The organism is Rhizobium sp. AQ_MP, from assembly GCF_014237835.1.
Taxonomy (GTDB): Bacteria; Pseudomonadota; Alphaproteobacteria; order Rhizobiales; family Rhizobiaceae; genus Allorhizobium.
Map to the genome: position 1 here is coordinate 1 of NZ_JACJVI010000017.1, position 20700 is coordinate 20700.

Sequence of the window (20700 nt, forward strand, 5' to 3'; positions counted from 1 at the left end):
AGCCGTCGGATTGCCGATTCGAAGCCGATGATCGGCGCATGCAAGGCGATCACCGGAGCCGGCATCGCCGCCGCGCGAACCAAGGAGGCCAGGGTCACACGGGTTCTCTCAATCGCCCGGGCAAGGACGATCGCCGCGATGATGTTACTGACGAGGGGTCCTTTGCCCGCTTGGCCAACGAGGCTCAGAGCATAGGCGCGGTTCGCATGATCAGCGTCGGACAGACGCTCATTTTTGGAACCGGACTTCCGCCGAGATGCCGATCGTAGACCCGCGGGCACCGAAGTACCTTCGAACGCTCCCGCCACTGGCTGCAGATAGTCGCCAAAGTGCCGCCGCACCCATGCCAAGTCCTTGTCCCGATCGCCGGTGAGGGACGAGGTGTCGAACACAGGCGTGTAGCGCCGGGTCATGTGACCGTCGATTTCGATGGCCTTTACCCCCAGCAACCCGTTGCGCAGGGCGTTGCGCCTCGCCTCGCGTCGGGCAAGCTGTTCAAGGCGATGAACAAACAGGCGGGCGATCTTACTCATCGATCTTGCCCTCCTCAGTCTCGGCAATAATTGCCAAGTCGGATCGGTTAAGGTCTCGCGCCCGCAACGCGCGTTTCCTGAGAGTGCCCGGCTCCGGCCGGGGACGCTCGCGAACCCTGCGACGCTCGCGCTGCACGGCGGTGTTGCGGCTGCGCTTGGCGAGCCAGTCCAAGACCACCGCGCAAGCTGGGTCGCCCCGCTCGATATGGACCAGCAGGTGCGCCATCACGCGAGGCGGCACGATGCCGGTAAGTCCGTGTTGGGTTCGAACGTGACCAAGTGCGAGGGCGATCGCGACGGCAGGATCATCTGCGGGCGATTGATGGGAGGGTGCGCTCCCGGTGCGGAGCAAGGCGTCGTGGGAGCGGTGGCAATCGAGAGACGTCGGTCGTGTATTCGGCATGACCGCTTCGCAACGCATGCGCGGCCCCTCCGAATGGATGTCAGAAGACATGGGAACTCCTTGGCCGGACCACATCGGGGCCCAGCGCAAACGTGGAATGGGGAACGGTGAGGAAAGCCGCGGGCGCAAAGCCATTGCGGCCAACGCCTGCAGCCCGACGGCAAGCGTCTGGCTACAGCGTTCAGATCATCGAGCGGTTTGGGTCAGTGCGTCCCAGGGCGTCTGGCATAGCCGATGCGGAAGAAGACCGGACGCGGCTCGTCATCGTCTATTGTATCGGCCGGATCGAAGCGATCATCATCCCAAGGGTCGCGATCCAAATCTTCGTCAAACGATCGGGCCGCCATGTCTTCCTCAAATGTTCGGCTCGGACCGTTGAGGTTGATCCGAGGTGGCTTCGGCGCAATCAGCTCGGCTTCAGTGTCGGCTGCCGCTTCGGTGAACCGCTCGTCGACCCCAATCGCCTTGCGCGCTTCGACCTCAAGAAGCTGCTGCACTCGGGCACCGAAGCGGCGGCGTAGCTCGGCCATGCAAGCTGCGGCCCCGTCGATCTCCAGCAGGTCATCGATTTCGGAGAGCGCCCAGATGCCCGCGGCATGATCGCTTGGTCGGCTGGCCCCATCGACGATTGCGACTTCGACCGCATCGACCATGAGGCGCTTCTGGTTTTTGTAAAGCCAGTCGGGCAACACCATCGCCGAAGCCATCATCTTCATCTTGAGTTCCTCGAGGCGGCTTGTGTCGCCGTAAGACGCGAGCGAGCGCTTGAGGTCGAGGATGTATGCGGTGTGTCGCGCGCGGTTCACGACGATAAGGTCGGGCGTGTAGCTGCCTTTTGCTGGCGACTCGCAATCGAGCTTGATGCCGTCGAGGCACGACCAATCATTGCCGGAGACAGCTTCAAGCGCTGCTTTGACCAGCGGCAGTTTGAGCGACTGCGTCAGCACCAGCACATTCGGGTTCGCTCTCGCTACCCGTTCAACTGCATACTCAAGAAGCTTCCCTTCCCTGAACGACACCGCCCGCACGAGAGAGGCGATGTGAACGTAGTGGCCCAAGATCTCATCTTCGGTCGGTTCGCCGTCGGTGATCGCAGTGATGGCGCGATCGATGAGCACATCGAGATCGGCCTCAACGTCCTTGAAGCGGACGAGGTGCGGATGGCGGCGCAGCACGGCTGGCTCGCGGATCGGCGCGGCAACCACATTGCGGCCAAAGCCGAACGGGCGCAGGCGGGAGCCTGAACTGCCGAAGTTGAGCTCGGAATTGATCAGATTGGTGCTCGAACGGGGAACTTCCCCCATAGGGCCCGAGGAGGTAAACGTGGTCATAGCCCGATTCCTTTCGCAAGAAGGCTGAGGGTTAGGCCCTTGTCGATGTTACGAGCATCGGCTAGGGCCGCTTGTCCCGGTCATCCGGAACGCGCTTACCCTGGCAGGACCCGAGGTCGGGCTCAAGGACCCTGGGGGCACAAAAAGAACAAAGCCGGTACAAGGTTAACGGTGGGCTCACAGCGTCCGGACAGCGATCGTATCCGATATCGCCGATCAGATTCCACCCTCAATCAGGTCGGAACTGATCCCAGAATTGAAAAGGGCCGACAGGCGGCCCTTTCGAGTTCGATGGTAAAATAGACAGTCACGCCTTCCGATCGGACCTCAGGCTGCTGATGCTGAGTCAAGTTTGGCTTCGCCGAGGACGGCAGGACGTGGACCGCGGGACTGTGGTTTGGCGAGGGCCTCCGTCAACGTTGGGATCGTATTTTTCTTTTCCGGGGCGGCAAGGTTCACCCTAGCGTCGATACCGACCCCGGCAAACATCGACTCCAAACCTTCCTTCAATGTCGGAAAGGTCTCGGCTTTCAGTTTTGATGCCTTCGCCAGCTTCGCCGTCGCTTTCTTGGCGGGCAGCACGTCAACGGAAGCCGCTTTAGCCTTCAATGCTCTCGACTCTGGCGGCTTCGGAGCCACCCAATTCAGGAGCGGGAGCACTTCGTTTTCCAACCACGCGCGAAGTCCCGCTTTGTCCGGCCAGGTGTCTTCGCCGCCCATGTTGTAAAGAAGATCGCCGACTGCTGCCCATTTCGTGCGACTTGGAATCGAAGTGGCGTGAATGACGGATGCCGCGGTGGGGTTGGGGGTGACGAATTGGGCAAGGCTTTTCAGCTCCTCCCTCGCAAGCCGTGCAGTTAAAGCCGTTTTCCCAACAAGAGCCTTTTTAACGATGTTTTGCTTCGGCAGCGCTTCTTCAATGTGCGCACGAATTTCATTCACGTGTGCGATGAATGACTTCATCCCTTCGCGGACCTTGAGCGCAACGATGGCCTTGAGACCGTCAGGACCGCCGACATCAAAGGGATCGACTTCCTCCTCCTGCTCGGCACCTTCATTGGACCCGGAAATAATTGCTGTTACGTCCTGGACCCTTAGACGGCCAGTATCCCGCGCCACGCCGATCGCTTGCTCGATCTGCTCGGGGTTTGCCGAACTCAGCTTGCCGACAACGGTTGGGCCGACGGCGAGCTCGACGAGAACCTCCTTGTACGCAACCAAGTTACGTGCCGTGGCGCGCAAGGTTCGGATGTGACGCGCTGTGTAGCCACACCGCTCGGCCGCCCATTGTTCTACGGTTCCATCCGGCAGCAGGGTGGCTGCCTGTTCGAGGTGCTCACCGAGTTCGAAGGTCTCTTCAGTGGAGCGTCGCGTCGCGCTGATGAGAAGAACTGCAGTGCTTTCGAGGCGGCTCTTGATGTCCTCGGGGACTCCATGGGCCTTATAGAACTGGTCTGCGGTGGGGGCGGGCGGCGGCGTCTTTGTAGTGTTGGTCACGAGATAACTCCTGCGTTGTTTTCAAGTTGTAGACCGATGTGAAGCCTACCCCTTAATTATGAAGCAACTGGAAGTAATGTCAAATCATTAACGACTAATTAAATTGTCAACAATTGGCGATTTGCTTAAATTATTACTTAAGATAATTGAGAAAATGGGTCTATCCACAGGCTGAAACAACTTGTTACTTCGCCTTCATCCAAGTAAATTCCACCCCCCTTATTGGGTGTCGCAGACCACCAAAACCGCCCTCGGAATCCTTCACTTGCGCTTCCCATGATCTGCGCGACCTGGTAGCCAAAAACAAACAGCGTGGAGTGCTCTGCGAGGGATCGGCGTGCGATGGCAAAGGCAATTCTGACGACCAAGGTCGATCCGACTTATGACGACCTTCCGGAGCAGCGGTATCATTTCCCGCGCACCTATCTGCGGCAGGTGGAGGCCGCGCGCGGAGACTGGATCGTCTATTACGAGCCCAGGCGGCCGAGCGGCGATTTGATGAAGACCGGCGGCAGGCAGGCTTACTTCGCGACAGCCAGGATCATCGACATCATCGAGGACCCATCAAGGGCCGACCACTTCTACGCTCTGGTTGATGACTTTCTGCCTTTCGATCATGCCGTCCCCTTCAAGGACGGGGCACACTACTATGAGAGCGGTCTGCAGAAAGACGACGGCTCGACGAACAAGGGGGCCTTCGGTCGCGCGGTCCGCAACATTTCCGACGCCGAATACGACCTGATCCTCGCCGCTGGTTTCGCGCATGTGCTGGGCAAGCGGGATCGGGAACGTGCAGCACCGGATCCGGTCGAGGAGGCGCGGATTGGCTTTGGTCATAACCCGCAAATGCCTTATGAGGCCGACAGCGTCGACCGACGGATCATCTCCCAAGTGGTGCAGCGGCCGTTCCGCGACCGGGCGTTTTCGGTGGCCATCAAGTCCGCATATCAGGACACCTGCGCCGTCACCGGCATCAAACTGATCAATGGTGGCGGGCGATCGGAGGTCCAGGCCGCGCACATTCGTCCGGTGGCCGATGGCGGCCCGGACAGCGTCCGCAATGGCTTGGCTCTATCCGGAACCGTGCACTGGATGTTCGACCGCGGCCTGATCTCGGTCGACGATGACTATAGCCTCCTGATCGCGAGGGCCGGGGTTCCCGACACTGTGACACGGCTCATTAATCCGGAGCGACGCCTGCTTGTGCCGGCACGCGCCGATGAGCGACCGCATTCACAGTTCCTGCAGTATCACCGCAGGGAGAGATTTAAGGGCTGAGAAGACGGAAATGATTTCCGACCTGGCTGCAACCAGTCCCACACTCGCTGAGACTAATTCAGATCACTGAACGGGCTAATCCCGGCTTCTCATCCCTGCCGAAGGATGACTGCCAGTTTCGATAGGATTTCCGTTTCCGTAGGTCCACGAATGATCTCTCCGTTGCTGGGCAGCTTGTATTTCGAAAAATGCGCCAGGAGTGCCTGTTCTATCCGGCGGGCGTCATCTTCGCTTCCAGTCGCTTGACTGCAGGCAGGCTTCCAGGTGAGGCCAGTCACTTCCGAAGCCATGGGAGCCTGATAGGCGGCGCAACGGGCAGCAGGGTCGCTGGCATAACCGATCTTGAAGGCAAGGTCGCGACCTTGTCGATCCTTTAGCGCAAGGACGTAGACATACCAGATATCATGCTCGCCGAAGGCGCCGCTGAACGCGCCCTCGTGTTTGGGCGCCAGTTTGCTGTTCTTGTGGGCGACCAGACCGCGTCCGAGCAGTGTTCTCGGCTCAGCCAGCGAGACCGGGCGACGCGCGAGTGCTAGCAACGGAGCCGCTGTCTCCGGATCGAGTTCGACGACGGTCGATTGTGCCCGCAGATGATGGGCGCCGGTCAGAGGGCCGACGAGGCTCGAGAAGGTATTCTCCGGTGACGTGATTTCCCAGACCGATATCGGATGCAGCGCATAGGGGAACTCGCTTGCCGCACGCTCCGTGTTGCCGCTGGTGTCGATCTGGTCCATGTAATCGATCGTGTTCACTTCGAGAGATGAGACCTGATAGAGGCCAAGGACGCGGCCTTGGCTCTCTCGCTGTGTCGCCTCCCCCTTGGTGCCAACGGTGAAGACATAGTCACCTTCGGTCAGTGCCTTATTAGCCTGCGTGCGGGCGGCCTTGGAGCCGAAGGTCAACGGCCAGCACGGGTCGCCGGGCGGTCCCCATACATAGGTGAAAAAGACCTTCGGCATCCGTCCCTGCCCGCTCACGTGTCAATGTCGTGTGATGCAGCCCACTCGAACACCCGCTGCTGCTGGTCTTTCAGAAAGGCTTTCTCATCGGCGACAGCGTATCCCAGGGAGCGCGCCGCCTCGCAGAAGCCCCTGAGGGTAGACGGCTCCATGTGGCCGTCGGCCAGGTTCTGCTGGTTGACGATGATGGCGCTGAGTAGCGGCCATCCCTTGCGATGCGCATATTCGATCAGGTCGCCCAGATGCTGGTTGGCGGCGTAACGTACCCTTGACCATTCAACCTCGCTTTCGTCCGCCAACTGCTTGTAGGACAGGAACCGCCGCTCTTTCGCGGCCTTCAGAACAGCGCTGAATGTCTTCTCGAAATCCAGCCCGGCGCCTTTGCGGCGGGCCATTTCGGACAAAGCCTCGAGGAAATAGGGGTCGTCAACCCGCTGAAGCCTTTGATAGTTGGCGATCAGGTTGGCGAGTTGTTTGTCATCCCATTCACCGACGGGTCTCATGCCGCTATCACCTTTCCCGCCGCCGTCTTCAGCGACAAGCGGAAATGGTAAGGAGTGACCTCCTCAAAGAGGACAATGTCGCCGGGCTTGGCACCAGTGCGGGCGAAGAACTCGCGGACGAAGTTCCGGTCCTGGAAGAATGTGCGCGGCCGACCCTTCTTGTCCGTGGGGACGAAAGTGTCCGTGCGCAAGGCGCCGAATTCCAGACGAACGCGGCGCGGCGCCGGGGTGTGAACGCTTGTGCCGCCGAAGACATCGGGAGGGAGTTTTCGGTAGAAAGGCGTGATGTAGATGTGCGGCCTCTTCCCCTCCAGCGTAAAATTGCCGGGGGTCAGAGTGCTCTCGTAAACCGTCATGCCTTCGCCCCCCGCCCCCGTTTGCCCTTCGGTGCCGCCTCGCGCTCGGCGCGGATGCGGGCGAGCAGGTGTTTGGCGGGTTCGTCGTTCTCGTCCTGAGGGACCAGTTCGCCGCGGAAGGCTTTGGCCAGGATCGCGTCATCCAGCCGGCCCACCAGCTCCAGCGCGCGCTTTGCCTCTTTCGCCAGCCGGTCGATCTTGGCGAAGGCGGATTCGATGCGGCGGACAATTTCGTGTTGTTCTTCGAGGGGTGGCACCGGAAGGGGGCAGGTAGCGATGTCATCTCCGCTAATATGAGGCAGATCAGAGCCTGTTGCCCGGTGCAAACTATGAGCCAAGAACACTTGGGAATTGAGAAACCACCAGAGAAAGTCCTGAGCAATGAATTCTGATGCACGAAAGCGGGTGACCCGCTGCACCAAGAGGCAGCCCGCATCTTGCTTCGCCACTCGCGCGACTTTGAGGCCAGTTGAGATCACCGGACGATCCATGGCCAACACAATGTCGTTCTCTTCAACCAAGTACCTCGCAAACTCTTGGGCGCGTAAGGCATCCAGGCACTTCAACTCAGACCAGTCTATCGCTTTCGGAGCAATATTTGCGCCGCGCAGAAGCTTCACACCATCGACACGGAACCATTCGCTCTTGAACGCGAACCCGACAGTCATGTCCGCACCGACCCCGATGACAGCATGAGCCCATGAGCCGGGAATGGCGGGAACGGCATTGAATTCTACTTGGTGGGTGTTGGTGCGTGCGCCCCTTCGAGAGGAAAGCGCTCGTTGCAGCGCCTTTGCCACAGCGAGCTTTTCCGAAGCCGAGAGTGCGACGCCACTGCTCTCTCTCCATGCCCGTGTCAACTCCCCGCTGAACGCCTTGCTGAGCACGGCCTGCTTGTAGCGGGAGACGAGGGTTTCGATGCGGGCGAGTTCGGTGCGGGCGCGGGCGGATTTCGCGTTCAGCGCATCCAGCTTGGCCACGATGCGCTTTTGCTCGGCCAGGGGTGGGAGGGGTAATGTAGTCCCCTCAAGGAACGGCTTGGGTACTCGACGCTGACCCACAGCACCCGTCATTGAGCGCTCTGCTACCTGTCTGTAGCTCCGCTGGCGTAAAAATCGCCAAATAAAGTCAGGCTCCACCGCGCCCTTAGAACGCAGAACATGAAACTCGGTTGAGCCACAAGCCATTCCATTTTCGAGGTCTCGGGCGACCGCGATCTTTCCATTTTCCATGCATGGAGTGATCTTGGCAAAGATCACATCGGCGTCGGCAAAATGCGTGTAGCCTTTCCAGACTTCCGAGAGTGGTCGAATGGCGGACCTGTCGACTATCGCTCCGGTCTCATCATCCACCGCAGGCATAGGAATAAAGCTGACCCTAGTCCCACGGTCTGTCTCCGGATCGTGCTTCGGATTGAACTCGCAGAGGTCTTCTAACGTCGCCTCAACCCACCCCCTCGGCAGCCCACTCATTCCGCCGCCTCCGGCAGGTCATCGCCCAGTTCCGCCATCAGCGCCTCGATCTCCAGCGTGGCGGCCTGAAGATGGCCGAGGATGGCGGCGGCGATGTCGTCGGGTTCGATGAGGCCTTCTTCCGCCTCTTCCTCCGCCTCGCGCAGCCAGGCGATATCGAGATTGTCACCACGGGCGGCGATGGCCTCGCGGGTGAACTGGCGCCAGCGGCCGGCTTCGCCTTCATCCGGGCCACGCTCCTTGCCATAGGGGCTTGTTCCAAATGCTTTTTCAAACCCTTCGAAATAGGCTTGCGTCAGCGGCGTCGTCTTGCCGAATTTCGGCATCTGGGCGCGCAGATCATAGATCCAGACGGATTTGGTGTTGCCGCTCTCGGTCTTGGCCCGCGTCAGGAAGATGACATTGGTCTTCACCCCTTGCGCATAAAAAATGCCGGTGGGCAGGCGCAGGATGGTGTGCAACTCGCACCAGTCCATCATCATGCGGCGCAGCTCACGCCCACGCCCGTCTTCGAAGAGGACATTGTCCGGCACGACGATCGCCGCACGGCCACCGGGCTCAAGCGCGCGGATGCAGTGTTCGACAAAGGGGAGCTGGTAGGAGGAGACGTTCGCTGTGACGGAGAGGTCATCGCGGGTTGGCGCGCCGCCTGCCGGGCCGAAGGGCGGGTTGGTTAGGATGAGATGGGCGCGGCCGAGACCCTTGCCCTTGTCGGACAGCGTATCGCCGAGATCGACATGGTCGCCATCGATATCGTGCAAATAAAGGTTCATCAGCAGCAGGCGCAGCGTGCCCGGCACGTTTTCCATGCCGTGAATGGCGCGGCGCTTCTGGAACTCCTGCTCCTTTTCGCCCAGTGCGAGATAGTCGTCGGTGCGCGCCTTCATGTAGCGATCAGCGGCAATCAGGAAGCCACCGGTGCCGGAGGCCGGATCCTGGATGACTTCGCCGGGCTTCGGCTGCATGAGGCGGACCAGAAGCTCGATCAGCACGCGGGGGGTAAAATATTGGCCTGCGCCGCGCTTGGTTTCTTCCGCGTTCTTCTGCAGAAGGCCTTCATAGAGATCGCCGAACTGGTCGCGCTCTTCGGAGAACCAGTCGAGTTCATCGATGGCGGTGACTAGCGTCGTGAGGTTCTGCGGCTCGCGCAGGAAGGTGGAGGCATTGTCGAAGATCTTTTGCACCATCTCCGGCAGCGGACGGGCATCGGCATAACGCTTGCGCTCTTCGGGGCTGGCACCTTCGCCGGGCGGCGAGAGGAGAACATCGTCTTCGCCGAGCCTTGAGCTGGCGGCGCCGAGGGTGACGAGAACCTTGCGGTAATGTTCGAGCTTTGCCAGACCGTTTGCCGCGACCAGATCCGCCCAGCGCATGCCCTTCGGCAGGCTGCCTGTCTCGCGGTTGCGCTCAGCCATCATCTTCAGAAACAGCAGATAGGTCAGCTCGGTGACATATTGCTGATAGGTGATGCCGTCCTTGCGCAGGACCGTGCAGAGGCGCCAGAGTTTCTGGACGATGGCATTGGCATTCATGACGTGATTCTCATTTGATCCGGGATCGTGATTGTGGTTGTAGTGGTTGTAGTGATCATCAGTCGATGGTCAACGACGGCCTGAGGGTCACGCGGCGGGCGGCGCCCAGATCGCCTCGTTGAAGGCGTGCAGCACCTCGTCGAGCTCGCCGTCGAACTCCTGCGCGATGCGCTTGAAGCCGCCCTTGTCGGCGAAGGCGCCCTGGTCGAGCAGGGTCGGGTCGGCCACCGGCTTGTCCTTCAAGGCGCGACCAATGCGGCGCAGCCACTCCTTCTGCTTCTGTGTCCACGGCCTGGAGGACTCGATCTTGACGATCGCGCTGTCAACGCGGGTGGCATAGGGGATGAGCGGATCGCCCAGCGCCGCCTGGCGGACGAAGCCGATGATATGGGCGGCGATATCGGCATTTCGGGCGCGACCGTAAGCGGCGCGCAGCATGGCTTCGGAATAGTTCTTCTCGTCGAGCAGGCCGGCGAGTTCGGAGAGTTCCTTGCGGGTCAGATCACGCGGGCGCTGGGTGACGGCAATCAGCGCCGGGACCTGGTTCATGTTTTCGCGCACGAAGCGTTCGAAGCCGGTGATGTAATCCTCCGGCGTCGTGTTCTTGCCAAAGATCTCCTCGATGCGCAGCAGCTCGTCCTCATGGGTGGAGATGACGACGCCATCGTTCTTGTCCGTGAAGAGCGGGCGGCGTTCGAGCAGCTCGACGGCGCGAGGATGGGAGGCCAGCCACTCCTGCAACTCGGCACCAGAGCGGGTGGAGAGCCGCTGCAACGCTATGTCGGGGCTTTCGCCCGTGTGGCGTTCGAAGCTCTCGCGGGTCTCGGCATCCATGCGCTTTAAAAGGCTGCGCATGCGCACGATGACCTGGGCTGCCACCCAGCTCTTGTCCTCTTCCGTTTCCGCATTTTGCAGATCCGTGACGAGCTGGCCGAGCGCGATATCCGGCTTGACAACGACCGGGCGCATGTCGCTCATCTCCTGCAGCTCGGCATAGAGATCGACAGCATCGAAGATGCGGAAATGCTCCTTGCCGATATCAGGGCAAAGCCGCGTGGCGCGACCGATCATCTGGTCGTAGAGGATGCGGCTCTTGACCCGGCGGACGAAGACGAGATTGCAGATGGAGGGCACGTCGACGCCTGTGGTGAGCAAGTCGACCGTGACGACATATTTCGGATAGGGGTCGTTCTTGAACTTCAAGATCAGGTCATCGGCTTTCTCGACTGTGCCGGTGATCTTCGTCACCATGCCATGAGGCACGTTTTCCTTGCCGTATTCCTCCTGCAGTTCCTCGACCAGTAGGCGCACGATGTCATCGGCATGGGCATCGCGGGCGGCGAAGATTAGCGTCTTGCCGGGTTTCGACGGCGGGATCTCGGTGGCGATTGCGCGGCAGACGATGCGATTGAAGGATTCCGAATAGACGCGCCTGTTGAAGTCGGCGAGGTCGTAATCGAGGGAGACTTCATCCGGCAACTCGAAGAGATCGATCTGGCCCGTCTTGCGGTCGATGATCTCGACCTCCTCGCCACCCTCAAAATGGATGCCGGCTTCCGACAGCGCCGTGGTGATGCGCTTCGGCGGCAGGTGATCGTTGAGATACCCTTCGACGACGGCCTGACGATAGCCATAATGGAAGACCGGGTGGCCGAAGATCTCGCGGGTGTGGAGCGCGGGTGTCGCCGTCAGCGCCACCTTCACGGCATCGAAGTAATCGAGGACCTGTCGATAGGCCGACTGGTAGTCATCGATGTTGCGGAAGCCGATATCGCTTTCGCGCAGCTCGGCATCCAGCGTGTAACCGCGATGGGCTTCGTCGACGATGATGCAGTCGAAGGTGCCTGGCGTGGGCCGCTTGGCCGGATCCGGCTCGTTGAGGATGCGGGCGATCAGGGACTGAACGGTCGCGACCTGCACCTGGTCCTCTTCTTCCGGCAGTTTCTGCTCCAGCCCGGCGACCTTGTAGATCTGGGCGAAGTTCAGCATGCCCTCGATCTCGGTGGTTTGGAGCGCGTCGCTCGTCTGCCGGCCAAGCGCCTTGCGGTCGACGAGGAAGAGGATGCGGCGGAAGCGCTTGTGTTTGAGCAGTCGATACATCAGCGCGATTGCCGTGCGCGTCTTGCCCGTGCCGGTCGCCATGGACACGAGAATGTCGCGCTGACCGGCGACAACGGCTGTTTCGATCGCGGCGATCGCCTCTTCCTGATAGGGGCGCATGCGTCCCTTGCCGAAACTCTCCTCTGCCAGACCCTGGGCGGCGGTATCGACATCTGTGGTCAGTTTGTCGAGGAGATCCTTTGGCGAGAACCAGCTCGTCATCGGGACGGCGTGGTTGGTCTCGCGCCTGACATCCCGATACCAAATTCCGGATTTTGTCACCCACTGGCGCACATAGGGTCTGCCATTGGTGGCGAAGACGAAGGGGACACGGAAGGGTTCATCCAGGCCGTGTTTCCAAGGGCCGTGTGGATGCGCTTCTTCCGGGGCGAGCACGATGGTGCGGGCGTAACGTTCTGCCTGCTGCAGCGTAGACGGCACATCGACACTCTCGCGCTTGGCCTCGATGACACCGACACAAGTGAGGCCGACGAACAGGGCATAATCTGCCCTGCCACCGTCCGACGGCCATTCGGCGATGGCGAGATTGCGCCCTTCCTCCGGTCGGGCACCCTTTTGATAGGCCAGGCGGTCGCTGTCGGCTACCCATCCGGCATCAACAAGCTGCACGTCGATCAGCCGGCGGGTCTGGCGCTCATCGAGCTCCAGGCTGCTCGCCGCTTTCAGACCCGCCTGCTTGAACTCGATCTGCAACTGCTCGGGCTGGGCCTCCGCCGCCTTCTGCAAGTCGACAAGCTTGCGTGCGAGTGCGGCCTGATTGGCCTCCATCTCGACGGCGGCCTGCTCGCAGACGGCACTGTCAGCGGATGCTTGGCGGGCGAGCTCTTCGGCAGCGGCACGGGCTTTTGCGAGGTCTTCCGCCGAGGCATGGGCAGCGGCAAGCTTTTCCTCGGCTTCCCTGACCTGGGCACGCAGTGCGGCCAGTTCCGCTTTGGTGTCCTGGTCAGTATCCGCAGAGGCTCGGGGCGGCACAAAGGGACCAGGCTTGAACCCCGGATCACGCCCATAGGTTCGGCGATACCAGACGCCGAGTGCGCGGCAGAATTTGAGCGCCGCGAGTGCGTCGGCGGGCGAACCGGCCAGATTGTGGGTTGCGTCGTTGCCGCTCTTGCGAACCGCATGGAAGATGTCGGCGACTTCACGCGGCAAAACCTGCTGTGTCGCGAGGCGTCGAAGGAGGTCGTTCGTGGTCTCGCGCGCGGCGGGGTCATAAACGCCGGAAAGAGCGGCGATCTCCTTGACCATGTATTCGCCGAACTGGCGGCTCTTGATCAGCGAGGTGTTGGCATCCTCGGCGAAGAATCGCTCGGCCAGCGTGCCGAGGCGATGCAGCTCCGGGCTGATCTCCTGCAGATGACCAAAGTTTGCCGACAATGCCCCACCCAGATGCTTATCTCATTGGGGTGAACATGCCACACGTTAGGGGAGCAGGTAAACTGGAGTTGCAAGCATTTCAGAGTGATGTCTCAGCATGGCTACGCTTCATTTGTGCGCTATCCTTGGATCGGCCCGGTCTGACTTTGCCTTCGCCTTCTGGCCTTGTCCGGAGCGGCCGCACCGCGAGCTTTTCCGGTGCAACGGGGAAAGCGGACACAGCTTTGGAATGCACCATATAGCCCGGAGCGTTCGACCAGCCAACCATCCCCGCACTCCGGGCAAGTCGGAACCGTGCAGCCACACCGGCATGCGAGATCGGGTGTCCCATCAAGATGCCGGGGCAGGCCAACGCCGCAGGACGGGCAAGCCGGGAGGATGTTTCCGCAATGATCCACATGCTCACAACGGTACCTGATCCGCCCATCCTGGCCTTTAACGTCGAGCAACCGCCCGCCGCATTCGCCACACTCATGGTCGACGTCCTCTTCGGTGAAGGCCGCGACCTTGTAGCCAGGCTCCTTTGCCAACTCGGTAACGAAGGATGACGGGCGCGACTTCGAAGCGAGAATCGTCAGCGTATGCCTGGCGCGCGTCATGGCCACGTACATGACGCGGCGCTCCTCTGCGTTTTCGTAGGCCTCAATTTCGGGTGAAACTAGGCTGAGCAGTGGGTCGTCGACCGTCTCCGAGGGAAAGCCTGCCCGCCCGCTGTCGGCATTTAGCAGAATAACGTGATCAGCTTCGAGCCCCTTCGAGGCGTGAATGGTTTTGAAGGTGATGCGCAACCTCGGAAAACGCCGCTGGAGATCCCGCATATCGGGCTCAAGAAAACGGTATCGCCCCAACAACAAAACTGTGGCTGTCGTCCCCGGCTCAATTCCACTGGACAAGGCATGGAGCGTTTCAACCAGAACGGTCTGTTCATCGTTCTTCGCGACCATCCGGATCTTAATCGCAGGCTCGGTTGCTGTGCCGGCAGAAACGATTTGTTTGGATATCTGGGCGGGGTTCTTCAACACGAATGATCTGGCCGCATAGGCGATCTGATCTACCGAACGAAATGTGCGCCCAAGATCAACGGCTCGATGAACTCCGGTTTCGCCGTCAAAGCTGCCGCCGAACTCAGCGCCGAACTGGCGCATGAGGTGAATGTCAGAACCTGCGAAACGGAAGATCGATTGCCAGTCGTCGCCGACAGCGAAAAGCCGTGCATCCGAATGCTGGACCTTCAATGCCTTCACCAGCCGCGCCCGGCTCTGGGAGATGTCTTGGAATTCGTCGACGAGGATATGGCGGAACGGGCTGACATATCGGCCCGTTTCAACGTAGTGCGCCGCCCGTAGGATCATGTCCTCAAAGTCGATCCGTCCGCCGAGCCTCTTTTGATATTCGGCAAATACAGGCACGAAGACTGCGAGAAAGGCTTTTCCTCGATTGCCGAGTTTCATCTGGTCTGCTTTGGCGTCACAATCGGCCAAGCTGTAACCACCGCTCTTGAACTTGCGCAGGAACGTTGCGAGCAGTTGCGAGAACGTATCCACCTGCGCCATTTCAACTACACGATCGAAGATGGTATCGGCTTGCCGTGGATTGAGGGTGACAAAGGGCGCCAGCTTTTCAGCTAAGCTGGTAAGCAGGCGCCCTTCCTGCCGCTCATAGCTGTAGGTCTCAATCAGCGTGGTCGCATGCTCGGCGTGAACCTTCCGCTTCCACTCCATGCCAGCCAAATACGCTTCTCGAGCCACAAACGGAGCGGTGACCAAGAGCTCGGTGCCATCGGGCAGCATCTGACGGCGAACGCCAAAGTGCTCGATGTAGACACCACTCTCGGTCAAGCGAAAGTCGGGACAATAATGCCGGCGCCCGGTTTCCTCGATCTTGTGCTCGTAGTCTGGTTCATATTCATAGGCGATGCCGTTTTCGTAGAGCCAGTTCGCGATCTGCAGCTCTTCGTAGCTCTTCACCTTCTCCCCTTGGAGGGTCCGCAGATCCTGTTTCTCCAGGTGGCTGTAATAGTCATGCTTCGTCTTGAAATCCCATTCGGTCTTGGGCTCGACAAGGAAGTGCGCGAACCACTGGATGATGGCTCTCGATACCTCAGTCAGCGTCAGGACGAGATCCTTGAGGATCTGCTTGATCAGGTTGGTAAACGCCAGGTCATCGGTGGCGTGGTCTGCCAGAGGCGGCTTTGTGCCTTCCACCTTGCCGATGATGTTATAGGCGATGGCATGAAATGTCTGGGCTACGATCGGGACGCCTGAGCGTGCTTCAACGCGTTCGGACATTTCCGCTGCCGCGTTCTTTGCAAATGCCAGCAGCAGGATCTCTTCCGGCCGACGAATACCGGCTTTGACAAGATAGGCGGCCTTGGCCGTGATCACGCTCGTCTTGCCGGAGCCGGCCCCCGCGAGAACCAGCGTGGCGTCTTCATCGACAACGACAGAAAGTCGCTGTTCTGGCGTTAGCGGTTTGCTCTCGATCGTATCAAAGAACTCTTTCCAGCGTTCCAGCTCGCTCGTGACAAAAGCGTCGATTGCAGCCGAGCGTATGGCTTTCGGCTTTTCCGCAAAGGTTCTAACCCGTGCTACACAGGCTGCCGCTTCCGGACCGATGGCCTCTAAGTTGAGCTTCGACAGAAGTGAGGCATCCAGGGCTCTTGCATCAGCCAGCAGAGGGGAAATGAGACAGGCGGCGGGATAGGCGGTCGGCTCTGCCAAATCTGCGATCTGAGCATGAAGGTGGGTTAATCGATCCGCATCGCGCTCAAGTGCTTCAAGGTTGAAGGCGATCCAAGCGACCTTTACCTCATCAGAGAAGGAGTAGGCATCCGGATACCGAACGCTGCGCAACAAGAATTCGCGTCCACCGGACGCCGAGAACTTGCAAGAGGTGCCAAATAGCCCCCTTTCGACCGATGGCGGGTTGATCAGGTCCCCAAGCGAAACCGTCAATGTCGAGCCGCGTAGAGTGACCAGAAGGGCCCGCCCAGAAAGCTCAAATGCTCGTGCGCTGCGCGCGAACGGGTTAGTGAGAAGCCCTAGCAGGGGGCGTTGTTGAACTCTGGTCAAGTCGTCAGCCCTATACTCACGTCGATCTTCGGGCAGTGAGACTGCATCCGCCCTCAGGGAGTAGCTGAAGTCCTCAGGAGCGGCAATCAGCAAGCAAGTCGGAAATCAATTCCGCAAAGGGGCCGGCTGCGGACTGTCCGCTTTTCGACTACTGTTGGCGATAAGCTGCCATTCAACATTCTGTCTGTAGGCGTTGTGACGAAATTGAGATTCTGCCGACCGAGAACTCGACCGGTCGCAAGACAAAGCCACAGCTTATGCACAACCTTTATTTTCCTGCGAGCTTGTTTGTTCCCCTGGAACTTGAACCAATCTGAGACTCAGTGTCTTCTCAGATCAACTTCTGGGAGTAGAGATGCAGTCCGACTCGTTTCAACACCGCGTGTGGCAGTGGGTTGTCGCGTGCTTCCCAAAATCCGCGCACCTCAACGTGCGAGAGCGAAATCATCGATTTCTTGAAGAAGCGCTCGAGCTCGCCCAGGCGAACGCCTGCAGTAAGGAAGAAGCCCACCAACTCGTAGAATATGTGTTCGGCAGACCGCCAGGCGAAGTCCGCCAGGAGGTCGGCGGGGTGATGGTGACTCTGGCGGCCCTTTGCAACGCCGCCGAGGTAAGCATGAACGACGCAGGAGAACGCGAGCTCGACAGGAATTGGGCACGCATCGATCGCATCCGCGCGAAGCAGGCGGCCAAACCTGAGGGGGCTGCCCTTCCCCAATGACCAGCACTTTACCCGAGCAGCGTGGCGCAAGCCTCGCCATCCATTGTTGCGCAAACGGACGCTGACTCGCGAATGCAGATTTCGTATGCGACGGCCGACTTGAAGCATTGTTGCCTGAACCGGGAGATAGCCGAGCAACGGTTCGGAAGAACCTATGCCGATCGACTGGTCACCGAGCTCGCGGATGCGGAGGCTTTCGAGAATGTGCAGGAATGGCACGAGATTCTTGGGGGAAACGTGACCATCAATCACGATGATAGCTTTGAAGTCGCTATCGGTTCGCGTTACACGGCCACCTTCGTGAGCGTAGATCAAAACGTCATCATGACGGGGACTGGGCGGATTGACTGGGCCAGTGTTGAATTTGTGAAGCTCACAGCCATATCGGAAGTACCATGATTGACGAGCACGGCACAGCCAATTGGTTTTCGAAACCCGGCGACTCGATCCGCGCGATCATGCAGCGACGAAATATCTCCGCGCATGACCTCGCCGAGCGCTTTGAGGATGGGCTTGATGCTGTCCGGGGTCTTATAGACGGGTCGCGGCAGATCGATGAGTACACCGCGTCGACGCTTTCGGCAATGCTGGGAGCATCGGCGAAATTTTGGCTGAAGCGACAGGAGAACTTCGATACGGCGGTCGATCGTGCAGTCGCTCAAGTTAGACAGAGCGGGCATGAGGACGCACTACTATGCTTGCCTGCCCCCGGGCAGAAGGCACGCGGCAAGCTGTCTCTTGAGCGTCGCGCTGCCGAAATTCGTAGAAGACTGGTGTTCTATAACGTCCCAGACGCAGAATCCTGGCGGGGTCGCTATGGCCGCTTAGTCGGAGAAACGGACTATCGTACCTCGAAGACATACGCTTCAAAGGAAGACGCGACTCTTCTTTGGCTCAGGCGCGGCGAACTCGAAGCCGAGATGATCCAGACCCGAGTTTGGAACTCCGAAAACCTGATGGATCGGTTGCAGGAGATCCGCAAGCTCTCCATGATACGCCATCCTCAGCTCTTTCTTCCCAAACTGAAGGCGCTGTGCGCTGAGGCCGGCGTGGCACTCGTTGTAGTTAAGGCACCCGATGGATGCCGCGCCAGTGGCGCAATACGAATGGTGGACCCGGACAAGGCGATGCTCCTGCTGAGTTTCCGCTACAAGCGCGATGATCAGTTTTGGTTCACGGTTTTCCACGAGATCGGGCATCTCGTGCTTCACAAGGCAAACACCTTTGTCGACGACGATGCCCTGCCCGGCGACATCGATCGGGAGAACGAAGCCAACGAGTTTGCGGCCGAATGCGTAATCCCTCCCCTTCGGGAGTCCGAATTCGAACGCATCAAGCCGAACCGAGAGGATATTGTTCGGTTTAGCGTGTCGATAGGCATCGCACCGGGCCTCACTGTCGGTCAGATGCAGCATCGTGGGATGCTGGAGCCCGACAAACTTAACTATCTCAAGCGCACATGGAATTGGAGCCAGATCAACCCGGTCACAGTCTAAGCTCGCTATCCTTTGAAATGGACGAATGAGGTCGGGCTCTTCTGCCAATTACACAAGGCATCTTCCATCACGGCCATTCCCACGTGCAGGCTGGCATCCAATTGATCCACCCAGCTCTGAAGCTGCGCCTCAGTTGCCGCACCAGTGTGTGAACCTGTGAACAGGAGGCGTGCACCGGAAGCGGGACCCGTGGCACCCTTGAAGTAGGCCGATCCCGGCTCGATGGGAGCGATCCCGTACCGACCGATCAATGCAAGGTAGTCGAACTTCGCAAGGCGCCCGAAGGTTCTCACGTTCATGCTTCTGTAGAGAGCATCGAAGATCGTCGCAGGATTGTTGCCCGCCTCTAGGATTTTGTTCGCAAAGAAAGCCTGGTGTCCTCCTTGGCCTATCCACCCGAGGTAGCTGAGCAGAACGTCGCTGAAGCTCCTATTGGAGTCCGGCCGCAGACTCTCGTACTTCCGGTGATTGCCGAACCGTCCGTCGATGCTTGTCCAGGTAGCGGCGAGCCATGAAATCATAGCCTGGGGGTTGTGTGAGACAGTCTGCCAGTCCCACACCCCGGCCCCGAGGCGACCATATACCTGCTGCAGTCGAAGCCATCCGGAAGACGCAGGTCTAGCGAAATGCGTCATAAGGAACACAAGCCACGCGGCCTCTTCTACGTTGCCCGTCTGCATATGATATGCAACCGCGCGCTCGGCATCGAATGTACCCGAATTGGGATCTGCCTTCCTCTTGGGGATGGGCCTTTCCTGTACTCGCCTGTAGTAATCTTCGCGTCTCAGGCTTGCGACGAACTGCATTGCGAGTGTGTCGCGCGCCAGGTTCTCAGCAGCACCTGGAAGATTACGGACGTTGGCCGAGTAGTCGTGAAGAGCGCTGGATATCTGCGCATGTTGTTGCTGCCTCGTAGGCCACATTTCAGGCTGCTCCATTCGTTTTGGCATTTCGAAGAACTCGGGTCTTCTGCCTCCGCTCGAGATAAGTTCGATAAACCTCGTCATGAAACTCGGCCTTCAATTCGTTAAGAAATTCGAACCCTGGAGCATCCCGCCGTTTAGTGGCCCAGAAAACCTGGAGAAGGCGGATGATGTCAGCCCAGTAAGGCTCGCTCGCGCAGTCTGCGGCCCGGATTTTCTTTTCTGCCCGGATCTCCCCCTCTGCTTGCAACAGGGCGTCGGTAATTAAGAATGCGTCTCCGGAAGGCATTGGAGGCATCTGCACCGTTTTTTGATGTCCTTCGTTCACGTAGTGTTTCATCGCTTCTATAGAGCCGTCGTAAACGTGCATGCTGGTGGCGTAGTGAATGTAATCGCCCAAATCGAGGTCAAGGCGAGTGGCCATCATCTCCTGGAGCATGGTGAAGCAAAACACGTCATGCGGCAGGCCCTTGTACGCGTCGTTCGACCGCATCGTGGCGGACATATGAAGGCGTCCATCGCGCGCTACGAATTGCAGTGCAGTCGTGCACGGAATCTCCTCGTGATGGACTGCGATGTCCGCAGCATCGTAAAGCTGGATCACGGCGCGCTTGGAGGTGGATTTCTCTTTCAGAAGCCTAGTGACATTCTCAAGTTGGTTGATGCTTCCGCGCATCGCATGAATCCGCGGGCCGTAGGCGCCAGCGAGGATGCCATCTTCGGCATCCTGGGCGTAATCCGGGATATATTCCTTGATGAACTCCAGAGTATTGAGGCCCCCGAGATACCAGAGCAACTCCCCCAAGGCGCTGAACGGCTTGCCACGGTCCTGTGATCGACTGATCCGAGCTCTAGGGTTAGTCATTCGGAAGGACACCCCAAGCTTTTCTCGCATTTCGCCGCGGGTGCCGACGTTCGCGGCTCCCTCGGAGAGAAGGATCGGGTACAGTTCGATCAGTATTTCATCAATGCCTTCACCGCATAGGTACATGCCGCCCCCCGAATCTGCCCCTGCGGCACATCTTATGATCGGATATCGGCAAGTAAAATACTACCGGAGCGGGCTTCTGGGTTTTCTTGCGCCTTGGGCAAGCGGCTCGGGAACCAAAGGAGATTCCCCCGGGGCGTAA

Annotated in this window: 15 protein-coding genes and 1 pseudogene; 2 read left to right on the forward strand and 14 right to left on the reverse strand. The window is 59.4% G+C overall.

What is annotated here, in order from left to right:
• The 4 genes and pseudogenes from H6M51_RS19910 to H6M51_RS19925 all read right to left on the reverse strand — a co-directional run.
• Positions 1 to 533, reverse strand: a pseudogene (locus H6M51_RS19910) (hypothetical protein); the annotation flags it as partial.
• Entirely contained in the window at positions 526 to 987 is a 462-nt protein-coding gene (locus H6M51_RS19915; RefSeq protein WP_185811550.1) for a hypothetical protein, read from the reverse strand. The pseudogene H6M51_RS19910 and the gene H6M51_RS19915, both read right to left, overlap by 8 nt.
• 152 nt (positions 988 to 1139) lie before the next feature.
• The gene (locus H6M51_RS19920; RefSeq protein WP_185811551.1) at positions 1140 to 2267 is read right to left on the reverse strand and encodes a hypothetical protein; all 1128 of its coding nucleotides are present in this window, start codon (positions 2265 to 2267) and stop codon (positions 1140 to 1142) included.
• 327 nt (positions 2268 to 2594) lie between these two features.
• Positions 2595 to 3764 (reverse strand): hypothetical protein, encoded by a 1170-nt coding sequence (locus H6M51_RS19925; protein ID WP_185811552.1) that lies wholly within the window; start codon positions 3762 to 3764, stop codon positions 2595 to 2597.
• Positions 3765 to 4106: 342 nt separating this feature from the next.
• Here H6M51_RS19925 and H6M51_RS19930 point away from each other — a divergent pair, with 342 nt between their 5' ends.
• Positions 4107 to 5042: an HNH endonuclease gene (locus H6M51_RS19930; RefSeq protein WP_185811553.1), complete on the forward strand. Its 936-nt coding sequence runs from the start codon at positions 4107 to 4109 to the stop codon at positions 5040 to 5042.
• A gap of 89 nt (positions 5043 to 5131) precedes the next feature.
• Here H6M51_RS19930 and H6M51_RS19935 read toward each other — a convergent pair whose 3' ends face one another.
• From H6M51_RS19935 to H6M51_RS19970, 8 genes are all read right to left on the reverse strand, one after another.
• The gene (locus H6M51_RS19935; RefSeq protein ID WP_185811554.1) at positions 5132 to 6001 is read right to left on the reverse strand and encodes a GIY-YIG nuclease family protein; all 870 of its coding nucleotides are present in this window, start codon (positions 5999 to 6001) and stop codon (positions 5132 to 5134) included.
• Between the two features lie 14 nt (positions 6002 to 6015).
• Positions 6016 to 6504, reverse strand: coding sequence for a hypothetical protein (locus tag H6M51_RS19940; RefSeq protein ID WP_185811555.1), 489 nt, complete (start codon positions 6502 to 6504; stop codon positions 6016 to 6018).
• Entirely contained in the window at positions 6501 to 6860 is a 360-nt protein-coding gene (locus H6M51_RS19945; protein WP_185811556.1) for a hypothetical protein, read from the reverse strand. Before H6M51_RS19945 ends, H6M51_RS19940 begins: the two co-directional genes overlap by 4 nt.
• Complete coding sequence (locus H6M51_RS19950) at positions 6857 to 8332, reverse strand: restriction endonuclease subunit S (RefSeq protein ID WP_185811557.1); 1476 nt, start codon at positions 8330 to 8332, stop codon at positions 6857 to 6859. Before H6M51_RS19950 ends, H6M51_RS19945 begins: the two co-directional genes overlap by 4 nt.
• A complete protein-coding gene (locus tag H6M51_RS19955; RefSeq protein WP_185811558.1) occupies positions 8329 to 9864 on the reverse strand; it encodes an N-6 DNA methylase in 1536 nt (511 codons plus the stop codon). The genes H6M51_RS19950 and H6M51_RS19955 overlap by 4 nt, the downstream gene beginning before the upstream one ends.
• Positions 9865 to 9951: 87 nt before the next feature.
• Complete coding sequence (gene hsdR / locus H6M51_RS19960) at positions 9952 to 13359, reverse strand: type I restriction-modification system endonuclease (protein ID WP_185811559.1); 3408 nt, start codon at positions 13357 to 13359, stop codon at positions 9952 to 9954.
• 119 nt (positions 13360 to 13478) lie between these two features.
• The gene (locus H6M51_RS19965) at positions 13479 to 16214 is read right to left on the reverse strand and encodes a UvrD-helicase domain-containing protein (RefSeq protein ID WP_246780599.1); all 2736 of its coding nucleotides are present in this window, start codon (positions 16212 to 16214) and stop codon (positions 13479 to 13481) included.
• A 547-nt stretch (positions 16215 to 16761) separates the two neighbouring features.
• Positions 16762 to 17466, reverse strand: a complete 705-nt coding sequence (locus H6M51_RS19970; RefSeq protein WP_185811561.1) for a hypothetical protein — start codon at positions 17464 to 17466, stop codon at positions 16762 to 16764.
• An 80-nt stretch (positions 17467 to 17546) separates the two neighbouring features.
• Here H6M51_RS19970 and H6M51_RS19975 point away from each other — a divergent pair, with 80 nt between their 5' ends.
• The gene (locus tag H6M51_RS19975; protein WP_185811562.1) at positions 17547 to 18647 is read left to right on the forward strand and encodes an ImmA/IrrE family metallo-endopeptidase; all 1101 of its coding nucleotides are present in this window, start codon (positions 17547 to 17549) and stop codon (positions 18645 to 18647) included.
• A gap of 5 nt (positions 18648 to 18652) precedes the next feature.
• Here H6M51_RS19975 and H6M51_RS19980 read toward each other — a convergent pair whose 3' ends face one another.
• Together H6M51_RS19980 and H6M51_RS19985 are read right to left on the reverse strand one after the other, a co-directional pair.
• On the reverse strand, positions 18653 to 19654 hold the full coding sequence (locus H6M51_RS19980; RefSeq protein ID WP_246780600.1) for a hypothetical protein: 1002 nt from the start codon (positions 19652 to 19654) through the stop codon (positions 18653 to 18655).
• On the reverse strand, positions 19572 to 20561 hold the full coding sequence (locus tag H6M51_RS19985) for a thymidylate synthase (protein ID WP_185811563.1): 990 nt from the start codon (positions 20559 to 20561) through the stop codon (positions 19572 to 19574). The genes H6M51_RS19980 and H6M51_RS19985 overlap by 83 nt, the downstream gene beginning before the upstream one ends.
• Between the last annotated feature and the right edge of the window lie 139 nt (positions 20562 to 20700).